Genomic DNA, 25,213 nt, shown 5'->3' with positions numbered 1-25,213 from the left:
GCTCTTAAGAATCTGAGACAGACTGTCCCGCCAGCAGCTCCTCGAACCGCGGCATCCACCCGAAAGCAACCCCGCCACAACAGAGCTATTCACTCTCGCCCTGCGGGCTGAGGGTCGGTTGAGGGCCCGTCGCCAGCGCCGGGCTGGGCCACCAAATCCGGTTGCCGATGATTGCCATTGCCGCGGGGACCAGTATGTTGCGGACGATGGTGATGTCGATCAATAGTCCTGCGCCGATGGTGAATCCGATTTGCAACAGTTGGACGACGCTGCCACTCATGAGTGCGAACATCGTGAGCGCGAAGACCAATCCCGCCGTGGTGATGACGCTGCCGGTCTTGCCGAATCCGCGAATGATACCCCTTACCATGCCATCTCGGGATTCGTCACGGATGCGGGAAGCGAATAGCATGCTGTAGTCCGCACATACCGCGATCAACGCCATGGAGGCCACCGGCAGCACCGAGAACTCCAGGTCGATGCCGATGATGTGTTGCCATACCAGCACACTCAGACCAGCCGCCGCGGCAAACGACAGGCAAACCATTGCCACCAGCAGGACCGGAGCCAACACGCTGCGCAGCAGGATCATCAGGACTAATAGCACGCCCAGTATCGCTGCGAATCCAAATACCGCGAAATCGCGGCGCATTTGGTCGCCCATGTCGTCCAGGATCGAAGCGATACCCGTCGTGTCAAATCGCGCATCGCGCAGATCTGTTCCGGCGGCGGCACGTTGTGCGGTGGCGGCCAGCTGCCGTGCGGTATCTCGGGCTTCGGCGTCATACGGATTGGCCTTCCACACCACGACCATCCGTGCGGTCTTACCATCGCGCGAGAACAGCAGTTGTTCTCCGGCCTTGAAGGTCGGATCGGAAAAGCCTTGTGGGGGCAGGTAGAAGCCACGCCCAGCCCCGGTCGAGGTGTGGGTACTCAGACCATCGAGGTAGCTGGAAGCCTGTTGCAGGCCCTGATCCAGGCGACCAGTCATGTCGACGACCATCTCGACGCCCGTCTTCACTTGGCTAAGGCCAGTGACCAGCTGCGACATTCCTCCCGATAGTTTTTCGGCGCCCTGGGCGAGCTGATTCAGTTTCTCGTTGAGCTGTGCCTGCGGTTGACCACTTACTTGGGCAGTCAATGACTGCAGCTGTTCGAGCAGGATTTTGAGCGATGGCAGCGAGGCGCGCACCCGGTCGATGGCATCCTGCGGCACCGCCGAAGCGGCATGCAGAATGCCAAGTGCCCGGCTTACCGCTCCGTTGGTAATCGCGTCCAGGTCAGCCAGATCGCCCCGGCCGCGCATGCACAGTGGATTGCCCAAGCATTCAGCGGATACCTCCGGCGCCAGCATCGGGCCCAGCGTCGCATCCGCCGCACCGATGGCCGCCGCAGCGAGATCGTTGTTGCTCAAAGCATCGAGAACACGGTCGAGCAGACGCAGCGACGAGGTCAAATCGGCGATGGCTACCGGCACCGTGCTACGACCGTCGGTGACCGTGGCCAGCGCAGAACTGGCGGCGCCATAGCTGCTCAACATCTTGTGAGCCAGCAGCACCACCTCCTGTACTCCCGAAACAAGTTGTGGCAATTGTGAATTCGCCTCTTGCGCACCGTTTAGCAACTGAGTTGCGCCTAGACCCAGCCGCGCCAGATCCGGAGTGGACTCGCCGATGCGCCGGGAGGCATCACCGAGGCGATCACTCACGACGCCGGCTTGGTAGCCGATGGCGGTCTGCTCTGCCGGCTTGCCGAACGGACGGGTGATGGACCGCACGGAGGACACATCGGGAAGCCGTGCCACACTTGCGGCGACCACCTCCAGCGCGGCCAGGTCGTCTGTGTTGCGCATATCGTGGTCAGACCTGATGATCAGATATTCCGGCGCTGCCTCGTTCAAACCCCAATGCTGAAGCACCTTTTCATGGCCGATACTGCTCTCGGTACGGCGCAGCTGCATCGAATTCTCGTCGAAGTTGATCTTGAGCGTCGTCAGCACAAGAGCCAGCGCCAGCAGCACCACCAGCGACACCGCGGTCAAAGGTCCTGAGCGCCGGATGATTTTGGCTCCGAGGCGGCGCCATCGCATCTCGTTGAGCTGACGGGGTTCACCGTAGCCCCGCCGCCCCGCGATCGATAGCAGTGCGTACGGCAGCGTCACGGATACCGCCAGCGTGATCGCGACGGCAATGGCCACCGGCGGTCCCACCGCGCGGAACATGCCGATCTTGGTGAGCATCATCGCCGAGAAGGCGACCGCGATCGTCACCGCAGACGCGATCAGAACGCCCGAAATCCTCTGCCCCGCACGGGCAAGTGCCTCCGGCACGGCGAGCCCTTCGCGGCGTCCTTCGTGATAGCTGGCGAGGATGAAAATCGCATAATCCGTTCCCACTCCCAGCACCATCGCGGTCATCAGCGCGATCGTGAAATTCGATACCGTCATCACTCCGGTCATGCCGAGCACCGAGACGACACAACGGGCCACCCCCAGCGAAACGCCCACCGTGACCAACGGGATCATGGCCAGCACAACCGACCGGTACACCAGCAGTAGAAGCCCCGCGATCAGCACCACCGATACCGCGGTGATGACAAGCAGTGAGCGGTCTATCGCGCCGAAGAGATCTGCCAGTGTCGGCGCAAACCCGCTGTAGTAGACATGCAGGCCCGGGGGTTTCGGCAGCGATTCGATCAATCGGCGGACATCGACAACGTTCTTGCGGGCCTCCGACGATCCGATCTGGCCCGCACCCGCCACGACCACGTTGACCGCTTTACCATCTGGACTGACGGCAATGTTGCGCAACTTGTCGTTGGAAAACGTGTCGAGAACATATGCCACGTCGGCCTTGTCGCCTCGCAACGCCTCGATCAGCCGGCCCGTAAACGCTTTGTCGGCATCATTGAGCCCCGCCTCATCGACAACCACGACACTGCCCACGGCAGAAGATGCCGGCACGCCGAAATCTGCCGACATCTGCCGAAGCGTTTGTGCCGCCGGAAGATGTGCCGGCATGAACGGCGAGGAATCCTCCCCCACCGTCACCTCAAGCTGCGGCACGGAGACATTGAGCACGCCCAGCAAAAGAACCCAACACGCGACCACCAGCCACGCGTGCTTGGCCACAAACGCGGCGATCATGGAGAACAATTTGCTTTCGCCATGTTTGGCCGGCGTAGCGAGCGCTCGCACGCAGCGCCGCAATACGCCGGTGTGCCGTTGCCAGCGCGGCTCAACGCGAAGCATGGCAACATCTCCGCGGACAATGCTGGCCAAAACCCGTTAAGCCGTCCGGAATAAGCGCGAAGGCACTGTTGACCTCGACATCGCCTCTGACGTGGGCGACGGACGGTCGCTGTGTTGGGGGTGCGGTAGACATCCTTGAACCTTGTTGTGTGCCTGCGTTATTGGTTGAGTGCGCTCGTGCGCTCATGCGCTCGTGGCGCGGCGAATGTACTGCCCTATCTGACGCAACGAGCGAGTAGCTTCGGGCACCAGCGGCGCCGCCAGCTGGAAGACATGAACTTGGCCGGGCCACACCCGCAGCTCGGTACGCACGCCGGCCGCCGCAAGCTTGCCCGCAGCCAGCTGCGCGTCATAGAGCAGGACCTCCGAGCCAGACACGTGCACAAGCATTGGCGGCAAACCTGATTCGATCTGATCTAGCGGCTCATAGACTTCTTCGCGTCGGCCATCGACGAGGCGCTTGGCAGCGGCTTTGGTTACCCAGGCCTCCAGCGCATCGAAGGCCTTCGCTGGAAAGATCGCATCTGTCTCGATGTTGGGATGCGATTGCTTGGGGCCCTTGGCCAGCTGCAATAGCGGCGAGATGGCCACTAGCGCCGCGGGCGTCTCGCCGTGATCCCGCAACCGCTGAGCCAGGGTGAGCGCAAGATAACCACCCGCCGAATCCCCGGCCAGTACGATCTGGTCCGGTTCATACCCGTGGGTTCGCAACCACTGGTAAGCATCGTGGCAATCATCAACAGCCATGCCAATCGAATGCTTGGGGATTAAGCGGTAATTGACCACCAACACTGGTGCGTCAGCGAACGCCGAGAGCGCTGTAACGATTCTCCTGTGCGTGTTCGTACCGCACGCCAGAAAGGCGCCGCCATGTAGGTACAGCACCGCCCGTCGGTCCCCCTCGGCGGAGGGAACCCCGGATGCGCAAACGACTTCGGCGGTCGTGTTCGGCAAAGAAATCGGGGTGCTCTGGGATCCCCGGCCAACAGGCAGCAATCCGCACGCGAAGTCGACCAAGCTCCACGGCACGGGTAGCCGCGGAAAGTGGCCGACCATCGCCACCAGTGGCCTGATCGCCACCCGAGAGGTCAAAGCCACCAGCTGCCCGGCAATGCTCGGCCCCGTCTCGACGATCTCGACCAAGTCCGCCTCGCTGGACACAGGCCCCCGTGCCTCCAATACGCGTGTGGGTGAAATCGCACGCGCAGACGCGGCGTCAGCGGCTGCGCTCGACGTGTAATTGAATGCGGTCATGACCCCTGAGATTCACTTCGGTCGGTAATTAGGTTGATAAGCTATGGATCTCAATGCCAATCTGGTCGTAGCCGTTCCCAACCTGGCCGCAATGTTGTTCGATTCGAAGAAGTACAGCATCGGAACGCACACCTAACCAGTAACCATGGAAACAGAGACGTACGTCGGCATCGACGGCGGAGAAATGGCCACAACAGTGGTACTGAACAAAGTCTACACAAATTATGTCTTGATTAATCTAGCGGTGCGTGTAAGTTAACTGCGACATTTCCTGTCGTTAACTGTGTACATTTTAGTTGTCATTCAGATGGGCCAGGCCGCATGTACACCATATTTACGCCGCAGGCGTCGGTAGGGCCCAAACGCACGCCCATTTCTGGTAGGGGCATTTTTTCGTTAGCGAGAAGACAAACCGGGCCGATGGCTCGGACTCGGAACAGCGAGCTGCTGGTACCACAGGCGCCAGTATTTAGAGTGCATACCCGCAGATTAGACGGGCCCTTGCTCCGGTTCGCGCACTGGTGGCAGCACAGACGCAAGCAATCCGGGCGCAATAACCTTCACAACCGGGACGCAAGCGTCAGCGAAATTGCAAACGGCGCCGATAGGTTCAGTGCCGGTTTTTGTCGCTACGACCGCTGCCGCAGAGTTAAGGAGATCTATCAACGAATCCTGAGGTGGGACGTTCCACGATATCTGCCTAGCGTGAGGAAGTTGCCACAACGTGGGACGCAGCGGAGCATAAGTGTGCACTTTGGCGAACCGGTGATATATCAGAGGCGGCAAATCTTCGCGGGCTCCGCTGATGGCAGTCAGGCGCGATTGCGCCGCTTCGGTGATTGCCCTGGCTAACGCGATGTTTGGGTCATGATGTAGTCCACTGCCGCTAAAAGATACTTCCATCATCGGCGAAATCAGGTCGACGGCGAAGCAGTAATAACCGTTCCAGTTATCGATGCGGGTAATTCGGACTTGGCTGCCGCTTCGAACAATCGTCTTGGCCATCTCGGCGCATGATGAGCTTTCGATGTCCTCGAGCGGCACCTCGAACATCGTGAGGCCCGGCTCACCGGTGGCCAAACTGTGCCGCTCCATGATCTCGTACAGCCCGTGCAGCGCGGCCTCGTAATAGCTGTTACCGGAGGCCAACCCCGTTGAGTCCGCCGAAAACATCGGGGGATCCCATACGTCTTTCACCTCCAAATTCATGACGACGGCTTGGTGCGGCGCCCAGGTTCGACGTCCCGTCAGCAAGGTGGTAGCGGCCATCCAGTCGAGCTTGGCGGCCGGGTGGTACAGGCTCTCTTGTGGTCGGCGCAATTGCCCCAAGTCGTACGTGAGGCCAGGTACCAGATCCGAGGCACACACCGACCACACGTCGGGGCCGACATTCTCGGCGTGCCAGTTTTCCAGCGATTCCATCACCGCCGACACTTGGGCGGCACGGTAGGTGACGCCCTTGCCCTGGCTGACCGACAATGTCATGGACCCGGGTCGAACCGCCTGAACCGTGGGGATACCGATATCGTCTAGCCAGGTCAAGTCGGCGACGCGAGTGATTCCGGCCAGGTCGAACACTGGTTCTACTGCGTGCCATGTCATTTCAGGCGAGGTAATGCGGTGCGTGCCGGTGCGGTAGTCGATTGTCGCCGGGTTGGCCGTACCCAGGATGCGATTAGGCCAGTATGACCAATCCGGGCCGGACAACATTCCGGCGGTACTCAGACCGCACGTTTCGGGCATTCATCACCTTCGTAATTACATATTGCGTCTGCCAGCCGCTGCTGACGGGAATCTCGCATCCTCGCTCAACGACATTCCCGCCAGCAGATGGCGCGAACTATTCACTCAGGAAGATTGTCACAAACAAACATCGCCGACATGATGAGCGCGTACGTCGATTCGCTTTCGGTAAACAGCGTGTCATGGCTCATGGCCTCACCCCCTTCCTTCCATCGCCGGTATATGTGACCTGCAGCCGTAGACGACAAGACGCTTACCTTTTGCGGGGCTGGCATCGATGGCGAAATTTGCGAAATAGCAGTGCACTGCGGCTGGTGTGGCCGCCGAAGCCATCCCTGCTCCGCTCGCTTGAAGTAGCTGCAATTAGTGCCCCTATAAGCATGTCTTGATGTGTAGGCAAAGAACCGCGCCTTCCTCGAGGTGTCCAAGCACGCACGTGAAGTCACGCTCCGAAGCGCTGGTCACGTGGCCGGTGACCGCGTCGCAATTAACTTGCGGCGCTTCAAGAGAAGCAAAGCAGCACCCGTGGGTGGCTGCTAGGTCAAATTGGCCCAGACTCAGGTGTAAAGCGGGAAGAAATGTACACAGTGGCGCCGGCCTCATCACCGCATGGATAAAGCCGCCCACCGCAGACATAAAACGGAGCCGTCGCTGGGTCCGTCAACACTCATTTGTCAACGCGGTTTACAACGGCGATTCAATGCTTTGGTCGGCCGCCCAGTGTGATTCGCGCAACTTCTGCCGCTTCGGCCTGGACTTAAAATCGATACCGCAGGTACAACTAGCTCACATCGTCAGCAAGGGCGGCAGAGACATTGCACCAATGCAACCAAAATAATTCACCGCGGCGGCTAGCTGAAGGATTTCGCACACATGCATAATGTATATAAAGTTCCGCTATATCGATCGTCGGCACAGCCCTGTTCTATCGGTCCCGTTGCCGCACAAATCCTATGCCGCATGACCTGACCCCAGGGTCCGCTGTGACGGGCGCGCAATTCACTCCGGGAAATCAGGTCGAGCAGGGTCAACCATTGGATGCTGCCGTCTTGCCCCAGCAGGCACGAGCACAGATCAGGAAGCTCGAATTCGGCAAGCGCAAAGGCCAAGTTGCGGGGCCTCTCGAACGCCTCGCCTGCTACGCAGCCCAGCCTGATAGTGCGGTCGATGTAGTCGGGTCCGGAAGAATTGCGGACACGCCTTATCTCGTCACCCGCGATGGTGATATCACCTTGAGCGACAATTTCGGTCTCGCATACCGGCTGAATGCAATTGTCCGTAGCTGCGGAGCGGTCATCATCACAAATCCGTCCACGATACGCAGCCGAATGGGCTTCGATGGACGGTCGGAAGCCATGGAGTTTCCACCCGCGGCCACGCTGGCGACATGATGGCCGATCAACCCAACCGCACGGTAGCGCCCCTGCTGCGGCGGGGGCTCTCTAGAATGTCGCAGCAAGTCGTATGCGGACAGGAAATCCGATGGCACTGAGCAGGCGACGCTTTATGGTGAAGGGATTCGGAGTGGTGGCGACGACAGCGTTCGGCGCAGTGGCGTGCCAATCGCCAGATGCGGAGACGCTGCGGGTCGGTGCGGCATTTCCCGATCCCCCGTTCAACGGGATGCCCGGAGGCGGTGGTATCGATATCGATCTGATGTCCGAGATCGCGAAAGCACTTGGCGTGCAAGCAGAATTCATCTCCTACACCGGCGCCGATTTCAACGGAATCTTCAACGCGCTCAACGGCGGTGAGTATGAGTGCGTCGCCGCGGGGACCACGGTGACTCCCGAACGTGAGCAACAGGTGGCATTCGCCGCGCCGTATCTAGTGTCCGGCCAATCGCTGGCCGTTGATACTGCCCGGCTTCCATACGTCAGGTCCATCAACGACCTGCACGGGCTCACGATCGGTGTGCAGCAAGGCAATACCAGCCAGCCGATAGCCAACCGGCTTGTCGCTGAGGGCAAGGCCGCGCGTGTTCGCGTCTACGACTATGGCTCCATCCGCAGCGCGCTGACGGATCTCACCACCGGCGCCTGCGACGTGTTCATGAAATTGGCACCGGTGCTCACGGAACTGGTCAAACAAGTGCCCGGGGTCGAAGTAGTTCAGAGGACAGGGATCTCGGTTGAAAAGATCGCCATCGCCGTGCCCAAAGCAGACCAGGACCGTCTAGATCGGATCGATACCGCCCAGTCCGTTCTCGAGCGAGACGGGACCCTGGAACGGATACGGGCGAAATGGCTCGGCAATCCCAATCTTGATCAGAGCCAGGCCCAGCATTGACCACCCAAGCGGGTGCGACGCGAACATTTTGCATGCATGGCGTGCCGCTCGGGTCAGGCCGGCAAGCGATTTATCGCATTTGGTCACGATGATGGGGCAGATTGGCCCTTCACCGCCACACGATTATTCACGACTGTATCTGGGTGCGTATTGCTCTGCCTCACACCATGATTCCGGCCTCGATTCGACTGTGCCATGGCGCTGCCGCGCAACGTGCGGAGTACTAGTCGGGTTGGGTCCGTGCGCGCTCTTCCGCCAAGGGTGTGGCGGCCGGTCGACAATTTTGGTGAGCAGGCGCTGTTCTTCGGCGAAACCCTGCGCTACGTCCCCAATGCGATCACCCGGTACCGCAAGGAGACTGTTCGGCTCATCGCCGAGATGACCCTGGGCTCGGGGACGCTGGTGATGATCGGCGGCTCCGCCGGGGTGGTGGCATTGCTGACACTGGCTGGGGGCGGCATCCTCGCGGTGCAAGGCTATTCGTCGCTGGGCAACGTCGGTGTCCAGGCGCTCACCGGGTTCCTGTCGGCATTCCTCAACGTCCGGGTGATCGCGCCGGTGAACGCCGGCATCGCGCTGGCGGCCACCATCGGGGCCGGTGCCACCGCCCAACTGGGCGCCATGCGGGTATCAGAGGAGATCGACGCCGTCGAATGCATGGCGGTGCACTCGGTTTCGTATCTGGTATCCACTCGGCTTATCGCCGGTCTCATCGCGATCATCCCGCTGTATTCGCTGTCGGTGCTCGCCGCATTCTTCGCCGCCCGCTTCACCACCGTATTCATCAACGGCCAGTCCGCAGGCCTCTACGACCACTACTTCAATACCTTCCTTATTCCCTCGGACCTGTTGTGGTCGTTCCTGCAGGCGATCGTGATGGCGATCGCGGTGATGCTGGTGCACACCTATTACGGCTACAACGCCAGCGGCGGGTCCGTCGGCGTGGGCATCGCAGTCGGGCAGGCGGTGCGGACGTCACTGATCGTCGTGGTGGTCACCACGCTGTTCATCTCACTGGCGGTATACGGCGCACACGGCAACTTCAACCTCTCAGGGTAGGAATCCATGTCCGTCCAAGGTTGCGCGAAGGTACCTTGGACTAAATCGCCCGTGCGGCAGCGAATCAGCGAGTTTCTCTTCGATGTATCTGAGAAGATCTATTGTCGTCGCCAATTCCTTCTCGATGCACTTCAGGAGTTCCCAAGCTTGCACTGGAGTCAACCGGCTCGCCAAACCAGCTTCGGCGGTCACGTTGACCAGCCCCCCGGTCGGTAGCGGCGGGTGCCCATCTCCAACAAGTTCATTCATGTAATGGCGGCCATTACTTTGGTCCATAAACGCTTTCATCACTTCGATTCAATCGATTGTGCGGGCGGCCGGCGAACCGCACATTAGCTGCCAGCCCTTCAACTAATGGCGCATTACCATTAGACAACATGGGGCAACAAAGTCCAGACACCAGCGCTAGAAGTTGCCGAGATCACATCCGTTTTTTATTCGTGTAAAGATAATCGACATCCAGGTACGCGGCAGCGCCGGGCGGTTAATTCATCAGTGCCGCTTGGGGTTAACCACCGCTGCCACAGGCGCCAGCCGGTGCATTATCGCCATCAGACCAGTTCCGCTGCGGCACTTTATATACACCTCGCGGTAAAAGGTCGACATTCGAGTCATTTCATCCGTAATCCCGCAGGATTTGTCAATGACGATTAAACCAACTTGAAACCGCTGTAGCCGCCGGGCCGCGATCTCGTCGCACCGACGCCGGCATTCGGGAATGTCGCCGGTATAACCCATACATCCTTTTTCCCGGGACATTGCCGCCGTTGTACCAAGGCTTGCACGTGGGGTGCACCAGCACGGTCGGTGCGACGAGCGCGGGGCGTGGTCGACCCATTGTTGCTGCGCACTCGGCAACGCTTCGATGGCGTGAATCCGTTGGCGCGCAGGTAGGCAATGCAACCGCTGATCAACTCCACAGACTGCTCCACTGCCGCGACGAAGTTGCCGGCCGCGCTGGGACTGCCCGGGCCCTGCACCCGTGAACAGGTTCAGGAAACCGCCCACCGCCAGCCCGAAGTAGGACGACCGCCCCTCGCTGCAGCAGAACTCGCCGAGCGACATGCCATCGCGGTCGCGGATGTCGATGCGGCTCAGCGCATGGATCTCCGCAGAAGCTGTAGGAGTATTCGATGCTCTCGATGTCGCAACGTGCGCCCGCGTTTCGGTTGTATAGCCAGGTCCCGCCGACGTTTTCGGCCATCTCCAGCACACGGATCCGTACCCCACGCGCACGAGCCGGTGCAGGGTGTACAGCCCGGAGAACCCGGCGCCGATGACGAGGGCGTCCAGAGGGTCATGAGCCGCTGCACCCATTCATGCACCTTGCCAACCTGGGCGCACCGGTCCGACCTGCTGAAATCTATACTGTAACGGATTTAGTATCACTCGCACCGAGGAGCCGGCGTGAAAGTCCTGTTCACCTGGAAGGTCACCGGATGGTTGATGGTCGGGTGGTCACCGCAGTTTCCGGCCGTGGAGGTCGGGCCGCTGCGATACCTCGGTGAGGTCCTGGTCGCCTATCGCGATGAACCCGGAGAACTGCATGTACTGGAGGCACACTGCAAACACCTGGGCGCGCGCATTGGACATCGCGGCACGATCGTCGACGACTGCGTGAAATGTCCGTTCCACGGCTGGCGCTGGGGCCCGGACGGCACCAACCGGTACATCCCGTATCAGCCGGACCGGCCCAACCGCCGGCTGCGATTGCGCGTTTTCCCGGTCCTCGAGCAGTACGGCTGCGTGTTCGTCTGGCATCATCCCCACGGCAACCGGCCGCACTGGGAAATGCCCGACATCTTCACCTCATTCCCGCAATTCGAAATCGACCCCGCCGCGCATTACCGGCCTTACCGGATGGCATTGCGGATTCACAGCCACGTGTTCGGACGCGGTGGCGCCATCAGCGCGTTCGCGGACGCATCCAACCACCGGCTGATCTTCGCGTGCACCCCGGTCGATGACCGCAGCTCCAACATGTTCTATGCGATCTGGTGGCCGCGAAACGCCGGCGATGCCTCGGATGTGCCGCCGGAGGACGTGCGTGAGCGGGTAGAAAAGCAGCACCTGGTGACGGTGTGGGACGACCTCAACATCTGGCGCTACCAGAACTACGTCGAGCATCCCGCACTGTCCAAGGTCGACGCGAAACCTTGTAAGGCGTTGCGGAATTGGGCCACCCAGTGCTATGACGTCTCGCCGCGCGACGACATTATCGCGACCGCATGATGGCCGCCCGCCTCGCCGACCTCGTGGCCCCGGAGCACACCGCGGTCGTCACCCAGGAGTGTCAGGCAGCGGTCGTCGGCCCGCACGCCGGACTTGCGGTACTTGCCGAGGAGGCTCGGCGCATCGCGCTCCCGAACATCGTGCGGCTGCTGCCAGCGGCCCGCGCGGCCGGGGTGCAAGTGGTGCATTGCCTGGTGCAACGACGACCCGACGGACGCGGCTCCAATCACAATGCCAAGATTTTCGCCGTCGGACACGACGTGGACATCGCACCCGGCTCGCCCGGTGCCGCGTTGCTTCCCGAATTAGGACCCGAACCAACCGATTTGGTGTTGAGCCGCTGGCACGGCGTCGGACCGATGGGCGGTACCGACCTCGATGCGATCCTGCGCAACCTCGCGATTTCTACCATTTTGGTGGTCGGCGTTTCGCTGAACATCGCGATACCCAATGTGGTCATGGACGCGGTCAACGCCGGATATCGCGTCGTCATACCTAGTGACGCTGTGGCCGGTGTACCCACCGAGTACGGCGCTGCCGTCATAACCAACACCCTGTCGCTGCTGGCCACCATCACCACCACCGACGAGCTGATCAATGCATGGAAGGGGCCATGACCGAAACCGCACCCGGAATCCGCGGCGGATTCCCCGAAGTCAAACCGCTCAGCGCGCCGCCCGATCTGGGCCGATTCGCTGCCGCAATGCGGCGCCTACAGGACCTCACCGTCTCCACCAACCCCGATGCCTCGGTGTGGGCCGCTGCCGCCGATCAGGTCGAAAGCGCTTGCGCCATGCCGGAATCCCATCGGGTGCCCGAAGTCGAGGCGCCGGCGGGCAAGGTAATCGAACTACCCGGCCTGGGCCATCCGCTGCTGCCGCCGTGGACGCTGCGCGACGGCGGGGCCGACGGAGTAACCATGACGGGACACTTCACCCGATCCCACGTCGGTGGGAACAACGCGGTGCACGGGGGCATGATCCCGCTCTTCTATGACTGGCTATTCGGCATGGTGGTCTCAACGGGCAACATTCGCCCCACTCGCACTGCTTACTTGCATGTCGACTACCGCAGCGTCACCCCGATCGACGAGCCGCTGACCGCGCAGGGCCGGATCACGCGCAGCGAGGGCCGGAAGGTCTTCATCACCGCGACCATGACCGCCGCCGACCACACGTTGCTCACCGAGGCCAACGGCCTGATGGTCCGCCTGCTGCCCCACCAACCGTGAGAGGTCTGATGTCCGAATTTACCGTGCCCGCCGTCGCGCACGCTGTCGCTACCGCGATCGGTGAGCGCGAGCTGATCGTTCAGGGCGACAAGCGCTACAGCTACGCACAGGTCGTCGAGCGAGCGAACCGCCTTGCCACATACCTGCATTCGCAGGGGCTGGGCTGCCACACCGAGCGATCCGATCTGGCCGGCCATGAGGTGGGCCAGGACCTGCTGGGCCTCTATGCGTACAACGGCAACGAATTCGTCGAGGCGTTGCTCGGCAGCTTTGCGGCGCGGGTCGCCCCGTTCAACGTCAACTTCCGTTACGTCAAGAACGAGCTGCAGTACCTACTCGAGGATGCGGGCGCGACCGCGCTGATCTACCACGCCGCGTTCGCGCCACGAGTGGCCGAGGTCCTGTCGGACCTTCCCGGCCTACGGGTGTTGATCCAGATCGCCGACGATTCGGGTAACGAATTGCTCGACTGCGCAGTCGATTACGAGGACGCGCTGGCATCCGTTTCTTCCGGGCCGCCGCCGCTACAGCAGTCCCCCGACGACCTGTACGTTCTCTACACCGGCGGGACTACGGGCATGCCCAAGGGTGTGCTGTGGCGCCAGCACGACATCTTCATGACTTCCTTCGGCGGTCGTGATCTCTACACCGGCCAGCCCGTCGGCTCCATCGACGAGATCACCGCGCGGGTAGCCGCAGGGCCCGGAACCAAGCTCATGGTGCTTCCGCCGCTGATCCACGGCGCGGCCCAGTGGACCGTCATGACGGCCATGACCACCGGGCAGTCCATCGTCTTTCCTTCGGTGGTAGACCATTTGGACCCCGAGGAGGTCGTGCGCACCATCGAGCGCGAGCGCGTCGCGGTGGTGACGGTGGTGGGTGACGCAATAGCCCGCCCGTTGGTGGCAGCCATCGAAAAGGGCGTCGCGGATGTGTCCTCGCTGGCCGTCGTCGCCAATGGCGGCGCGCTATTGACCCCATATGTCAAGCAGCGCTTGATCGATGCCTTGCCCAATGCCGTCGTCGTCGACGGCGTCGGATCTTCGGAGACCGGTGCGCAGATGCACCACCTGTCGACCTCGGGAGCGGTCTCGACGGGCACCTTCAACGCCGGGCCCGATACCTTCGTGGCCGCCGAAGACCTGACCGCGATGCTGCCGCCGGGCCATGACGGCAACGGTTGGCTGGCTCAGCGTGGTTATGTTCCGCTCGGCTATAAGGGCGACGCCGTCAAGACCGCCGCGACCTTCCCCGTGATCGACGGCGTAAGGTACGCGGTCCCCGGCGACCGGGCGCGCCACCGTACCGACGGCTGCATCGAATTGCTCGGCCGCGATTCGGTGACGATCAACTCCGGCGGCGAGAAGATCTTCGCCGAGGAAGTGGAGACCGCGATCGCCTCGCATCCCGCGGTGGCAGACGTGGTGGTTTCCGGCCGGCCGAGCCAGCGGTGGGGCACCGAAGTGGTGGCGATCGTCGCGCTCGCCGCAGGAGCCCACGCCGAGGCCGATGAGCTGGTCGCCCACGCCGCACAATCGCTGGCCCGCTATAAACTCCCCAAGGCCATCGTGTTTCGCCCCGTCATCCAGCGCAGCCCCGCCGGGAAGGCCGACTACCTGTGGGCGCGGGCACAGGCCGAAGCCGAATCATGAGCGAGTTGCAGCGCGCGGCTTTGGGTGCTTTTGGGCCAGAGCCTATTTCGTCGCGCTCGTTCTCGATGGTGATCGCTTGATGTTCGGCGAGCGTGACCTCGTCAAGTGGTAGGACCACCAACGGCACCTTGGTGTGGCGCAGGGAGAAGACGCTCAGCACCCGGACCGGCACATTGCTCCAGCCCGCCACGTTCTGCATGTTCACCCGCCTGCAGCTACTCCAGTCGACCTCGTAACGAGGCATGAAATCCAGCATCCGACCCAATGCAATCGCGCTTTCCAGGCGCGCCAGTGCCGCGCCTAAGCAGCTATGGATGCCATAGCCGAGCCCCAGATTGAGCGACTGAGTGCGGTCGCGGTTGATGTCGAACGTATCTGGGTCGGTCCACGCCAGCGGATCACGGTTAGCCGAAGCTCCCACCAAGAACACCGGCTTACCCGCCGGTATGGTCGTCGCGTGCAAGCGGACGGCGCGCGTCGAGCGACGCACGTTGTACTGTGCTGGCGCTTCGTAGCGCAGCAATTCGTCGACCGCAAGCCCAATCTTGCTGCGGTCATGTAGTAGCTGCTGCCACTGGCCGGGATTTCTGGCGAACACCACTGCGGCGTTACCCAGCAGCTTGGTCACCGTCTCGGCACCGGCACCCCCCAATAGCGTTGCGAATTCCGTGATCTCGATGTTGGTCAGTGGCTCCAGCTGGCCGTTGTCGCGTTCGATCTCGGCCTTGATCAGCTTGCTCAGCAGATCCTCACCCAGACTTTCACGCCGCACCTTGGTGAGCCGGTAGTAATAGATGGCCATGTCGACGGCCGACTTCAGACCCGCCTCACTCATCTCGACTTCGCCGGGTTCGCGGTGCAGCAGATCATCGATCCACAGCCGAATCTGCTGGCGATCCCGCTCCGGAACACCCTGCAGTGTCGTCATCACGTCGACAGGGAACGGCGCCGAAAAGTCTTGAACGAAGTCGAAGCCGTCCGGATCCACGACAGATAGGTGCTTATCCACCACTTCAGTCACCAATGGCCGCAACGCCTGAATGGCGCGCGGGGTGAACACCTTGTTCAGTAGGCCGCGCATGCGGCGGTGCGCCGGGGGGTCCATCGCGATGATCGATCCGTGGGAAGTCACCTGGCCTTTACGCACCTGAGCGAGGTCCACACCGTAGGCAGACGAGTAAGTTTCGAAGTCCTTGAAGGCCGCCGCCACATCGTGGTGGCGGGTCAGCGCGTAGAAGTCGTACTTTGCGCTGTAATAGACGGGCGCTTCGGCACGCATTCGCCGGTAGGTCTGATACGGATCGTTGAAGAATTCCTCGGAGAACGGGTCGAAGACCACGTCGGCCGTGGTCATTTGGCCCGCGCTACCCGCAACTCATCGCACCGCCGCCCAACCGCGCCGTCGCCGGCAGGACGGTTAAACGTGGTCATCTCCTGCCCTTTCCGGACAACATGAAGCCCATTCGGCACGATCAACGGTAATGGTTACAGTATTATAACCAAGTATTCCTGGCATCGCGGAATGAGCCGCACCGAGCACCCGGGGCCGCCGCCGCGAACATCCCGTCCCCATGACACTTGATATCTGGCCGACGCAGGATTGAATTTAATCAAGCCGCTCTTGCACGCACCCAAAAAATTGGTGCACTTGGCACCCAATCGGTGAACTTAAACTTAGGCGAGACGCGGATCACACGTTGTCTTCCGCGGGGACGATCGCAACATGGGGCGGGAAGAAGGGACACCTCGTTGTCAGCAACACGGCCCGCGATGCGGCAGATTAATCTGGTGACTCCAAATGGAATTCTGCGCTCAGATGAGTCAGAAGATCGGGATTGGGTGTCGAATGCACTGTGCAAGAGCAAAGATCCGGACGAACTCTTTGTCCGGGGAGCCGCGCAACGCAAGGCTGCGGCCATCTGCCGGCACTGCCCGGTAATGCGGGAATGCGCAGCAGATGCGCTGGACAACCAGGTCGAGTACGGCGTCTGGGGTGGCATGACTGAACGCCAGCGCAGGGCCCTGCTCAAGCAGCACCCCGAGGTCGTGTCGTGGGCGGACTTCCTCAATAAGCGCAGCACTCGCCAGGTCGGATAAAACCGGGACACTCGCGACTCCGGTCTGGTCCGAAACGGCTGCGTTCAAAGGCCTTTCGCGATCTTTCGTACCGCGGGTGCGCTATTGATTGAAGAGCTCGGGCGGCATTGGCTTGGCAAAATGCCAGCCTTGCGCCGCGTCGCAGCCAAGAGCACGCAACCGGGCAGCTTGACTCGCGGTCTCGACTTGTTCCGCGGTAACGGTGAGGCCAAGCGTGTGAGCGAGGTCAATCATCGCTCGGGTGATCTGTTCGTCGGCCAGCCGCCCCTGAATATTGCCGCCGAGATTCTTGATGAACTCGCCGGCGAGTTTGACCACATCGACGGGCAGGTCACGCAGGTAGGCCAAGCTGGAGAACCCGGTGCCGAAATCATCAATGGCGATGGACACGCCCATATCGGACAACTGCTGCATCCGCTTCACCGAATTGTCGTCCTTGCCCAGGACCGCATTCTCGGTAACTTCCAACTGCAGCGCATGCGGGGGCAGGCCGGCATTGCCAAGCGCATTCTTGACCACCGAGATAAAGCCGGGGTCGCATATGTTGCGAACAGCCGCGTTAACGCTAACGAACATTTGCGAGTCGGCGGACTGGCCGGCACCCCAGCCCTGCATGTGGCGGCACGCTTGCTCGACCACAAAATTCGTGAGTGGCACGATCATGCCGTTTCGCTCGGCGAGGCCGATGAATCGGTCTGGCAACAGCGTTCCCAACGTCGGGTGCTCCCAGCGCAGCAAAGCCTCGGCGCCGATGATGCAGTTATCGGCGAGCCGCACGATCGGCTGGTAGACGAGACGGAATTCGCCGCGGTCGAGCGCTTTGTGCATGGGGGTGTTTTCATGATGGCGATCATGAATCACCCACCGGTTGCCGCCGGCTTGCTTCGCGCGCGCAAGCGTTACGTCTGCCCCCTTCATCAAGTCGACCTCAGAGATGATGGCGACCTCTTGTTCCATGACGCCCACGCTGGCGGACACCGTAATCGGGTTCCCATCGATATCGAACGGCGACTCAAGGACACGCAAAACCGAGTCAGCGAGGTCGGTAACCTCGCTCGTGCTGGCGGGTTCTGGCAACAGGAAGACGAACTCATCGCCACCCAGACGCGCAACAAATTGTTGGGGTCGCTGCAGGCACAAGGACAGTCGCTCGGCGACCATGACGATCAGCTTGTCGCCGACGTCGTGGCCGAGCGTGTCGTTGACGTCCTTGAAGCCGTCGAGGTCGACATAGCAGATGCCGACCCGGGATTTCGGGTCTTCGAACGCAGCGCTGAGACGATCGAAGAACTGACTGCGATTCGGCAGTCCCGTCAACGGATCGTGCAGGGCTTGATGACGCAACTGTTGTTCAAGCTGGTGGCGGTCGGTCACGTCTCCGAATACGGCCAAGGTGTAAATGGGTACGCCGTTGACGTCACGGATCAGTGAGACGTTGACGGTATTCCAGATGGTGTGTCCGTCTCGGTGCAGGTGGGGTTTTTCCAGGCTGACCATCTCTACGTCACCACGCATCAATGCCGCGTACTGATCCCAGACTTCGGCGGTGTCGTCGGGATGGGTGAGATCGCTGACTCTGAACGTATTGATGAACTCTTCTGTCTCATAACCAAACATCCGGGCGAAGAAGGCATTGACTACCAGGATCTTGCCGGTGATGTCGGATATGCCCACCCCGACACCTGCCTGGGCGAATACCGCGCGCAGGAGTTCGGCGTCCCGACCACTCGCGCCACCGGCAAGCATCGTCTGGATCGCGCCGTTGGTCGCGTCCCGCTTGGCCTCCGCGAGTACAGCACCCGCGTCGTCGTTAACATCCATCTGGTCGAGACCCTCCCTCACCGCAACGACCAAAGATCAACTTCTACACCGCCATTGCCGAGCTGCGCTCGCAAGGACCCCCGCACCGCCCAGATCGATAGCCGTACCATCAGTAACCGTCGTCAGCAACATACAATTTTCACACGCGACACCTAGGAACGGAATGAAGTGAGGTGAACTTGCCTCAGGGTCCGTTCGGGTTCGCGGCAGGTAGAAAGGCAAGTCGCTCGATTGTACTCGGCGGGCGTACAATTAGTACACCTTCGAACGGCCTGTTTTGATCAGTGACTCAGCAACGGCGGATGAGCCCAGCGAAGAAAGACCTTGCATTGAAACATGTGATGCAACTGCGGGATGCAGGACAAGACGCAGCACGCCGACACGCATTTTTCGACTGGCTGTCCAGCGACCGGGTCCCGCCTCAGGACCGGCTGGCCATCGGACCGGCCGGCGCACTGTTCATCATGCAATTCCGGGATATGAACCGCTGGGTGCTGAGGTTCCCGGAGCCGCACGACGAGTACGAATGGGTGATCAATCTCGGCACCGTCGAAGACGAGAAGCACTCGAGGATGTTTCTGGAGGATTGGCGCAAGCTCGACCTCGATGCTCGGTTGGGCTGGCGTACCAGCGACATGCTGTGGTGGCTGTTTCTGTCCCCGGATCAGGAGACGTTCCGTCGCAGCGGAATTGAGTTCATTCGGCTGGTCGCTGACGACCGCGACGATGCGTTGATTCGGTTCGGCCACTCCGAGGCCGGTGAGGCCACCGGCCACGTGATGCTCAGCAACACTGCACGAGTCGCGGCTACGCTTTCTCGCCAAACGGGTCTTGAATACCGCTACTTTGGTCCGTACCACCTGGATTTGGAATCGGGGCACGTCGGCAACACCGAGGGCGTGTTCGAGACAGTGGTACTCGACCCCGCGCGTCGTGAACGGGCGAGCGAGGCATGCCAGCGGATGTTCGGTATCTTCAATGGCATTTTCGACGGATTCCTGGACTACGCGACCAGATATCTCGATACCGGCAGCGTCCCGCGTCGCCCGCAACTACCCGCTCTGGCACAAGCTGATTGGACTGCGCCCGCGCTCGCGATCAGTCCGGCAGACGACAACGACACCGCCATGCTTCGCCACATCGAGGCACGCAAGGACAGACTGCGGGCACACCCGTTCTACGAGTGGTTGCGCAATGACCAACGTAGCCCCGCGGACAAACTTCGTCAGTTCATTCCCATGTGGGTGATGGACATCCTTGGCTACCGCGATCTGACCAAGTACGCCTTGACCTTTGCCCAACCGGCCAGCGCCGCGGAACAAGCCGTGAACGCTTGGGCCGCGCGGCTCTCCGAGCACAGCAAGCTTTTTCTATCAGACTGGGATGCACTCGGACTCGATCACGTGCTCAATCACACGGCTAGCGACGCGCTTGAATGGCTGTTCCTCGATGCCGACATGGATTTGCATCGGCAGAACATGATCGAGTTCGCCAAAATCGCCCTGCAACACACTGATCCGGTGTTGCGCTGGTGGATGCTGGTAGCTCTGGAATCCACGGGTGAGGAGTTCTTCACCCAGACGCAACCACTTGCGCTCGCCGCCGAAGCCGAAACCGGCGGTCGACTGGATTACCTTGCCGGCCGTCATGACCCGCCGGCCGATGGCGACGCCCCCGGGAGCGACACCGAGATAAGTCCACCCGCGCCGTTAAGCGGTGAGCGGTTGGAACTTGCCAAGAGTATTGCGGATCATGTGTTCGACTCGATGGAACGACAACTATGGCGTTCCTACGCTATCGTCCGTGCCGGAAAGTATGCCGTTGTGGCGCTGCACAACTAGTTCACGAAGCCTTGTCGGCCGGCGGCGAGTAGTTCGGTTTGCCCAGGCCCAAGACATGCTGGGCGATCATATTGCGAAAGACCTCCAGCGTGCCCCCGTATATCCCGGCTAGCGGAGCGAAGCGGTAGAGATATTCCGATGCCCCGTTATCGGCGGCGCCGTCGGTATCAATAGGCAGCGCCGAGGCGGGGCCGGCGATATCCATCAGATCGGGGCCGATGTCGCGCATGGTCTGCGCCTGTGCGACCCGGCCGAAGATGCTCGGCGTCGACAGCGCCGCTTCCAACCGAGCGACGCTGCGGCCCAACCGATATGCCACCGATCCATCATCGATCGGACGCACCCCGTCATCGCCCGGCTGCCAGACCCGGGCTGCCACCGCGTCCACCGCCGCAGACATGAAGCCGGTCTGGTGCTGCATGATCGCGACGTCCTGCAACCCATCCGGCGACGCGGCGACGGCGCCGTGCTCGGCGTCCAGCGGTCCCCGCAGGACAGTCCAGCCACCGTTGACCTCACCGAGTAAATACTTGTCGTCAACGCGGACATCGTTGTAGTAGACGATGTTGGTTCGGTCTCCGTCGACCGTGCGGATGCCCTGAATTTCAATGCCCGGCAGGTCAAGGGGAACCAGAAACATGGTCAGGCTCTTGTGTTTACGCGCATCCGGGTCGGTGTTGGTGATGAGGAAGACGTACTGACAGTTGTGCGCGCCGGTGGTGAACATCTTCGAGCCATTAATGATCCAGCTCGATCCATCCGCCTCCCGCACCGCCCGCGTCTTGCACGTCGCGACGTCGGATCCACCGTCGGGCTCCGTATAGCCCAGGCACATTCGCACCTCGCCGCTGAAGACTTTGGGCATCACCTCCTCGACGAGTACGGGCTTGCCGAAAGCCACAACAGCGCGCGCCACCATCGCCGTCGTGCCCCACGTCACCCACGGCGTGTGCATACGGCGTTTCTCCAGCTCCCAGATCCGGCGACGGACCCGGGTGAAACCGCCTTCCTTCGTCGACTTCCACTCCTTCTCCAGGTATCCGGCCGCACCCATCGCAAGGTGCACGCCTTCGTCGAAGTTGTCTCCGGTGTCGCGGTCGCGGCGGCAAACCTCATCGGTCACGTGTTCAGTGAGAAACGCGCGAACCTCGGCCAGAAATTTCTTGTCGTCGGCGTCGAGTTCTACGAGGGCGAAATCCATTGTTCGACAATCCTTTACGCCGGTGCGACAGCGCGCTCGCGGTCCGCGACGAGTTGTCCGACTTGCTTGGCGGTGGCGCCCGGATCCCCACCGGCCAGCGCCCAACCCCGAGCTCGGACGAGATACGCCGTCGCGGCGGCTTCAACGGACACCCCGAGACCGCCCTGAATGTGGACCGCCATGGTTGCGGCCTTGGGCGCCTCCTCGGCCATGAAAACGAACGCGCACCCCGGCAGCTCCGGGCGCTCGTTCGGCTCGTTGTCGAGGAACCACGCGGCTCGCCGGGCCAGGTTGCGGCCGCCCTGAACGACGATCGCCATGTTGGCCAGCGGATGCGAAATCGCCTGCAGCGTAGCGATCGGAACGCCTAAGGTATACCGAGTCTTGGCGAACTCGGCCGCGATGGTCATCGTTTGTTCGACGAGGCCAACCAGCGCCGCGGCGGTCAGCACCCGCCACTCATCCAGCGCCCGACAGTAGGCCGCGACGGCGTCTGGGCCCGAACCCAAGAGCGTTCGCGAGTCGGCTGCGCTGGGATCCACCCAGGCCATCGGGAGCTGGCCGAGGTTCGACACGCGAGCAGGCCGGGTGACAAACCTCAGCAGAAGCACGTCGTCCCCATCCCGGATCATCAGCCCATCGGCGATCGCCGCGGCAGGGATAAGTCGCAGTCCGGCAGTGGGTTCCAGCGCAGCGTCGAGCCCGATAATCCGACTGCCCTCGATCATGCCCGCGTCGACCGAGTCCAGCCGTTCGGCCAGCCGCGCGGCACAGATGTGGTCGATCCAGGGCACCGGGGCAAGCATTCGGCCCAGTTCTTCGGCGACCAGCGCGAGATCCACCAAGGTCGCTCCGTCGCCACCGGCGTCTTCACCTACTGCCATGGATGTGGCGCCCACGGCGCACAACCGCTCCCACAGACTCTTGTCGAATCCGGTTTCCTGTGCAGCCCAGACCGTCTCGATCGGACAGTGAGCCGCAAGCAGTTCGCGGTAGGCCGCCTGCAGGGCCTTGTGATCCTCGGTCAGGCTGTAGTCGAGTCGCCGCAACTCGTATCTATCCATTGGTTACCGCTCCTGATTCTGGGCCATCGAAGAAGAATTCGTTGGCATTGTTGTAGAGGTAGTTGTCCAGGACTTCGGCGGGCAGATCCAGGGCGTTGGCTTCGGGCACCACGCGATGCTGACGCAGTACCGGCCAGTCAGACGCGAAGATGACCTTGCCCGAGCCCCGGGTACGCATGTAGTGGATAATGCTGTCCGGCAACCGCTTTGGCGACCATGCCGATGTCATCAGCCGTAAATTTTGGTATTTGATCAGCATCCGGATAGCGATGTCCCACCACGGATCTGCGCCATGGATCATGCACAGCTTCAACTCGGGGAAGCGCACGCACACCCGATCCAGGTGGATCGGGTTCTGTACTTCGCCGGGGATCGGCGGTCCGGGAATCCCGGTATTGACGCACAGTGGCAGATCGAGTTCGGCGCACTTGGCATACAGCGGGTAATACACCGCATCGCTGGGCGGGTAGGCGCCGTCGGCCCAGAAACTCGGGCCGACAACGGCATACGCCACCGGGAGGTCGGCCGCCGCCGAAGTCAGCTCGCGTAGTGGTGCCACCGGACGCAGCAGGTTGATGCCACCGAGAGCCAGCACGAATCGATCCGGGCGCGCTTCGACGAACTTGCGGGCAGTCACCGAGGGCTTGGCCAGGCTGTCCATCAGGACGGCCTGGCGCACGCCGTGTTCATCCATCTCGTCCAGCAACTCCGAAAGGTCGACCGGGTCGTACATCGACTTGGGTCCCTTGAAGTAGTCGTCGCGGACCTTGGTCATGAACTCGGGTTGTGCTTGCGTCTCACCGAAGTGGACGTTGACCAGACAGTCGATGACCGGCCTGGGGTCGGGTCGCGTCATCGCGTGGTCCTAACGCTTTCCGTCGCATGCTGTTTGGCCCATCTATAGTCGGCCTTGCCATTACCCAGGCGGCGCACCCGATCGACCACGATGAACGCCTTGGGCACCTTGAACCGCGCCAAATCGGTTGAGCAGTGCGCGCGTAAGATGCCGTCATCAGCGTCGGCACCCTCGCGTAATTCAATCAGCGCCACCGCTTCCTGCCCCCACCGGTCACTGTCTCGGCCGACCACCAAGGCATCAGCGACACTCGGGTGCGCGCGCAGCACCTCTTCAACCTCCTCGACGAAGACCTTCTCGCCCCCGGTGTTGATCACCAACGAATCCCGGCCGAACAGCCGAAGTGTGCCGTCGTCGTGCACCGAGGCGCGGTCGCCCGATATCACCACCCGCTGCCCATCCACCACTGGGAACGTCTTGGCCGTTGCGGCACGATCATCGAAGTAACCCAATGGGATTCGTCCGGAGCGGGCCACCCAGCCGATCTCGGGATCGCCCGGCTCGAGGAATCGGCGGTAGTCCTCTGACAGCACCAGCCCGCCCGTACGCAACACGAAGGTGTCGGCGCGGGCGCCGTGCCTGCTGTGCCCGAAGGCCACGTTGCCCGTTTCCGAGGAGCCGTAGCCGTTGATCAAGGTGATGTGCGGCAAGTAGTTCAGCACGGCCTGTTGATATCTGACGTTGGTGGCCGCCCCGCCGGTGCCGATGGCAAACAATGAAGACAGGTCATAGCTGCGCCGGCCAAGCTCGTCAACGAACTGTGCCGCGTAGGCATCGCCCACCATGGTCATCATGCCGACCTTCTCACGTTCGGCGATCCCGAGCGCCGCAGCCGGGTCGAACTTCTGTCTGGTGTCGTAGAGCACGGCCGTCTGCCCGGACAGCAGCGCCGCGAACGCGGTCCACATGCCGGCGGCGTGCATCAAAGGTGAAACAGCGAACCACGGCGGACCAGCGTTGCGCACCCTCTGATGGATTTCGTCGACGGCGACGTGGTCGTCACCGTTCATCGACGCAACGTAGATGTCGGCCTGCCGCCACATCACACCCTTGGGTCGCCCGGTCGTGCCGCCGGTGCAGATCATCAACACATCATCGGGCCGGGGGGTGTTCCCGTGATCCGAATTGCCCTGCCCCAGCGCATCTTCAAGGGTTATGGCGCCGGGCAAGCCGGGAAGCCCGCTGCCGTCGTCAACCGAGATCAACAATTGGGCGCCCCCGGGCAGCACGTCGGCGAACTTGGCACCCAGCGAGCGGTGATAGACGACGCCGCGCGGCTTGAGGTAGGCCAGCAGGTCGGCCACCTCGTGGGGCGTGTAGTAGTGGTTGACGTTGACCGGCACTACCCGGGCCTTCAGGCACGCGATGACCATGTCGGGGTACAGGTCATTGTGCATGATGAGCGCGACGCGATCCTGCCCACACTCCCAGTTACCCAGCGCGTCGCGTTCGACATGTGCACCAAAACCCTTGGCCGCCAGGTAGTTGGCCAGGCGGCGGGTCCGGTCGGCGCACTCGGCGAACGTACTGCGGCGTGATCCGCAGACGGTCATCACCCGATCGGGCACGGCCTCGGCAACCGCGTCCAAGACCGCTCCGATCGTCCATTCGCTCATCGGGCAC

At 61.8% G+C, this 25,213-nt stretch carries 17 protein-coding genes and 3 pseudogenes; 9 read left to right on the top strand and 11 right to left on the bottom strand.

What is annotated here, in order from left to right:
* Positions 1-85: 85 nt before the first annotated feature.
* From AWC27_RS16460 to AWC27_RS16450, 3 genes are all read right to left on the bottom strand, one after another.
* A complete protein-coding gene (locus AWC27_RS16460) occupies positions 86-3,145 on the bottom strand; it encodes an MMPL family transporter (protein ID WP_085671562.1) in 3,060 nt (1,019 codons plus the stop codon).
* Positions 3,146-3,433: 288 nt separating this feature from the next.
* Entirely contained in the window at positions 3,434-4,504 is a 1,071-nt protein-coding gene (locus AWC27_RS16455) for an alpha/beta hydrolase (protein ID WP_085671454.1), read from the bottom strand.
* 489 nt (positions 4,505-4,993) lie between these two features.
* Positions 4,994-6,247 carry a YcaO-like family protein gene (locus AWC27_RS16450; protein ID WP_085671453.1) on the bottom strand — a complete coding sequence of 418 codons (1,254 nt, stop codon included), beginning with the start codon at positions 6,245-6,247 and terminating at the stop codon, positions 4,994-4,996.
* Positions 6,248-7,230: 983 nt separating this feature from the next.
* On the opposite strand from AWC27_RS16450, the gene AWC27_RS16445 reads away from it, so the two are divergent.
* The 3 genes from AWC27_RS16445 to AWC27_RS16435 all read left to right on the top strand — a co-directional run bounded on the left by AWC27_RS16445 (position 7,231) and on the right by AWC27_RS16435 (position 9,595).
* Positions 7,231-7,638: a hypothetical protein gene (locus AWC27_RS16445; protein WP_139837047.1), complete on the top strand. Its 408-nt coding sequence runs from the start codon at positions 7,231-7,233 to the stop codon at positions 7,636-7,638.
* 232 nt (positions 7,639-7,870) lie between these two features.
* Positions 7,871-8,536 carry an ABC transporter substrate-binding protein gene (locus AWC27_RS16440; protein WP_245847211.1) on the top strand — a complete coding sequence of 222 codons (666 nt, stop codon included), beginning with the start codon at positions 7,871-7,873 and terminating at the stop codon, positions 8,534-8,536.
* A gap of 195 nt (positions 8,537-8,731) precedes the next feature.
* Entirely contained in the window at positions 8,732-9,595 is an 864-nt protein-coding gene (locus AWC27_RS16435; RefSeq protein WP_085671450.1) for an MlaE family ABC transporter permease, read from the top strand.
* A 650-nt stretch (positions 9,596-10,245) separates the two neighbouring features.
* Here AWC27_RS16435 and AWC27_RS32180 read toward each other — a convergent pair.
* Positions 10,246-10,696 (bottom strand): annotated as a pseudogene (locus AWC27_RS32180) (cyclohexanone monooxygenase); the annotation flags it as partial.
* Positions 10,697-11,002: 306 nt separating this feature from the next.
* Between AWC27_RS32180 and AWC27_RS16425 the strand changes: the two are divergent.
* From AWC27_RS16425 to AWC27_RS16410, 4 genes are read left to right on the top strand one after another with little or no spacing between them, the layout of a single operon-like run.
* Positions 11,003-11,827 (top strand): aromatic ring-hydroxylating oxygenase subunit alpha, encoded by an 825-nt coding sequence (locus AWC27_RS16425; RefSeq protein ID WP_085671449.1) that lies wholly within the window; start codon positions 11,003-11,005, stop codon positions 11,825-11,827.
* Positions 11,827-12,444 (top strand): cysteine hydrolase family protein, encoded by a 618-nt coding sequence (locus AWC27_RS16420; protein ID WP_085671561.1) that lies wholly within the window; start codon positions 11,827-11,829, stop codon positions 12,442-12,444. Before AWC27_RS16425 ends, AWC27_RS16420 begins: the two co-directional genes overlap by 1 nt.
* Positions 12,441-13,058 carry a PaaI family thioesterase gene (locus AWC27_RS16415; protein ID WP_085671560.1) on the top strand — a complete coding sequence of 206 codons (618 nt, stop codon included), beginning with the start codon at positions 12,441-12,443 and terminating at the stop codon, positions 13,056-13,058. Before AWC27_RS16420 ends, AWC27_RS16415 begins: the two co-directional genes overlap by 4 nt.
* An 8-nt stretch (positions 13,059-13,066) precedes the next feature.
* Complete coding sequence (locus AWC27_RS16410; RefSeq protein ID WP_085671448.1) at positions 13,067-14,710, top strand: acyl-CoA synthetase; 1,644 nt, start codon at positions 13,067-13,069, stop codon at positions 14,708-14,710.
* Between the two features lie 154 nt (positions 14,711-14,864).
* Here AWC27_RS16410 and AWC27_RS16405 read toward each other — a convergent pair.
* Positions 14,865-16,064, bottom strand: a pseudogene (locus AWC27_RS16405) (cytochrome P450); the annotation flags it as partial.
* Between the two features lie 416 nt (positions 16,065-16,480).
* Between AWC27_RS16405 and AWC27_RS16400 the strand changes: the two are divergent.
* A complete protein-coding gene (locus AWC27_RS16400; RefSeq protein WP_372516838.1) occupies positions 16,481-16,807 on the top strand; it encodes a WhiB family transcriptional regulator in 327 nt (108 codons plus the stop codon).
* Between the two features lie 81 nt (positions 16,808-16,888).
* Here the strand turns inward: AWC27_RS16400 and AWC27_RS33240 are convergent, their stop codons facing one another.
* On the bottom strand, positions 16,889-18,181 hold the full coding sequence (locus AWC27_RS33240) for a putative bifunctional diguanylate cyclase/phosphodiesterase (RefSeq protein ID WP_372516839.1): 1,293 nt from the start codon (positions 18,179-18,181) through the stop codon (positions 16,889-16,891).
* Positions 18,161-18,553, bottom strand: a pseudogene (locus AWC27_RS33235) (PAS domain-containing protein); the annotation flags it as partial. The pseudogene AWC27_RS33235 and the gene AWC27_RS33240, both read right to left, overlap by 21 nt.
* A gap of 377 nt (positions 18,554-18,930) precedes the next feature.
* Between AWC27_RS33235 and AWC27_RS16390 the strand changes: the two are divergent.
* Positions 18,931-20,469, top strand: coding sequence for a hypothetical protein (locus AWC27_RS16390; RefSeq protein WP_085671444.1), 1,539 nt, complete (start codon positions 18,931-18,933; stop codon positions 20,467-20,469).
* Between the two features lies 1 nt (position 20,470).
* Here the strand turns inward: AWC27_RS16390 and AWC27_RS16385 are convergent, their stop codons facing one another.
* The 4 genes from AWC27_RS16385 to AWC27_RS16370 are packed head-to-tail and all read right to left on the bottom strand — an operon-like array spanning position 20,471 to position 25,206.
* Positions 20,471-21,670 (bottom strand): acyl-CoA dehydrogenase family protein, encoded by a 1,200-nt coding sequence (locus AWC27_RS16385; protein WP_085671443.1) that lies wholly within the window; start codon positions 21,668-21,670, stop codon positions 20,471-20,473.
* Between the two features lie 14 nt (positions 21,671-21,684).
* Positions 21,685-22,734 (bottom strand): acyl-CoA dehydrogenase family protein, encoded by a 1,050-nt coding sequence (locus AWC27_RS16380; RefSeq protein ID WP_085671442.1) that lies wholly within the window; start codon positions 22,732-22,734, stop codon positions 21,685-21,687.
* Complete coding sequence (locus AWC27_RS16375) at positions 22,727-23,590, bottom strand: amidohydrolase family protein (RefSeq protein ID WP_085671441.1); 864 nt, start codon at positions 23,588-23,590, stop codon at positions 22,727-22,729. Before AWC27_RS16375 ends, AWC27_RS16380 begins: the two co-directional genes overlap by 8 nt.
* Positions 23,587-25,206, bottom strand: coding sequence for an acyl-CoA synthetase (locus AWC27_RS16370; RefSeq protein WP_085671440.1), 1,620 nt, complete (start codon positions 25,204-25,206; stop codon positions 23,587-23,589). Before AWC27_RS16370 ends, AWC27_RS16375 begins: the two co-directional genes overlap by 4 nt.
* Between the last annotated feature and the right edge of the window lie 7 nt (positions 25,207-25,213).

The organism is Mycobacterium szulgai, from assembly GCF_002116635.1.
Classification (GTDB): domain Bacteria; phylum Actinomycetota; class Actinomycetes; order Mycobacteriales; family Mycobacteriaceae; genus Mycobacterium; species Mycobacterium szulgai.
This window is presented reverse-complemented; position numbering and strand designations above follow the sequence as displayed.

What these genes read in the sequence shown, in the direction of transcription:
- AWC27_RS16390 (WP_085671444.1), top strand. Translation starts at nt 18,931, where the DNA reads ATGAGCCCAGCGAAGAAAGACCTTGCATTGAAACATGTGATGCAACTG.
- AWC27_RS16400 (WP_372516838.1), top strand. Translation starts at nt 16,481, where the DNA reads ATGCGGCAGATTAATCTGGTGACTCCAAATGGAATTCTGCGCTCAGAT.
- AWC27_RS16375 (WP_085671441.1), bottom strand. Translation starts at nt 23,590, where the DNA reads ATGACGCGACCCGACCCCAGGCCGGTCATCGACTGTCTGGTCAACGTC.
- AWC27_RS16415 (WP_085671560.1), top strand. Translation starts at nt 12,441, where the DNA reads ATGACCGAAACCGCACCCGGAATCCGCGGCGGATTCCCCGAAGTCAAA.
- AWC27_RS16460 (WP_085671562.1), bottom strand. Translation starts at nt 3,145, where the DNA reads ATGATCGCCGCGTTTGTGGCCAAGCACGCGTGGCTGGTGGTCGCGTGT.
- AWC27_RS16455 (WP_085671454.1), bottom strand. Translation starts at nt 4,504, where the DNA reads ATGACCGCATTCAATTACACGTCGAGCGCAGCCGCTGACGCCGCGTCT.
- AWC27_RS16380 (WP_085671442.1), bottom strand. Translation starts at nt 22,734, where the DNA reads ATGGATAGATACGAGTTGCGGCGACTCGACTACAGCCTGACCGAGGAT.
- AWC27_RS16420 (WP_085671561.1), top strand. Translation starts at nt 11,827, where the DNA reads ATGGCCGCCCGCCTCGCCGACCTCGTGGCCCCGGAGCACACCGCGGTC.
- AWC27_RS16450 (WP_085671453.1), bottom strand. Translation starts at nt 6,247, where the DNA reads ATGCCCGAAACGTGCGGTCTGAGTACCGCCGGAATGTTGTCCGGCCCG.
- AWC27_RS16410 (WP_085671448.1), top strand. Translation starts at nt 13,067, where the DNA reads ATGTCCGAATTTACCGTGCCCGCCGTCGCGCACGCTGTCGCTACCGCG.
- AWC27_RS16440 (WP_245847211.1), top strand. Translation starts at nt 7,871, where the DNA reads ATGCCCGGAGGCGGTGGTATCGATATCGATCTGATGTCCGAGATCGCG.
- AWC27_RS16385 (WP_085671443.1), bottom strand. Translation starts at nt 21,670, where the DNA reads ATGGATTTCGCCCTCGTAGAACTCGACGCCGACGACAAGAAATTTCTG.
- AWC27_RS16370 (WP_085671440.1), bottom strand. Translation starts at nt 25,206, where the DNA reads ATGAGCGAATGGACGATCGGAGCGGTCTTGGACGCGGTTGCCGAGGCC.
- AWC27_RS16435 (WP_085671450.1), top strand. Translation starts at nt 8,732, where the DNA reads ATGGCGCTGCCGCGCAACGTGCGGAGTACTAGTCGGGTTGGGTCCGTG.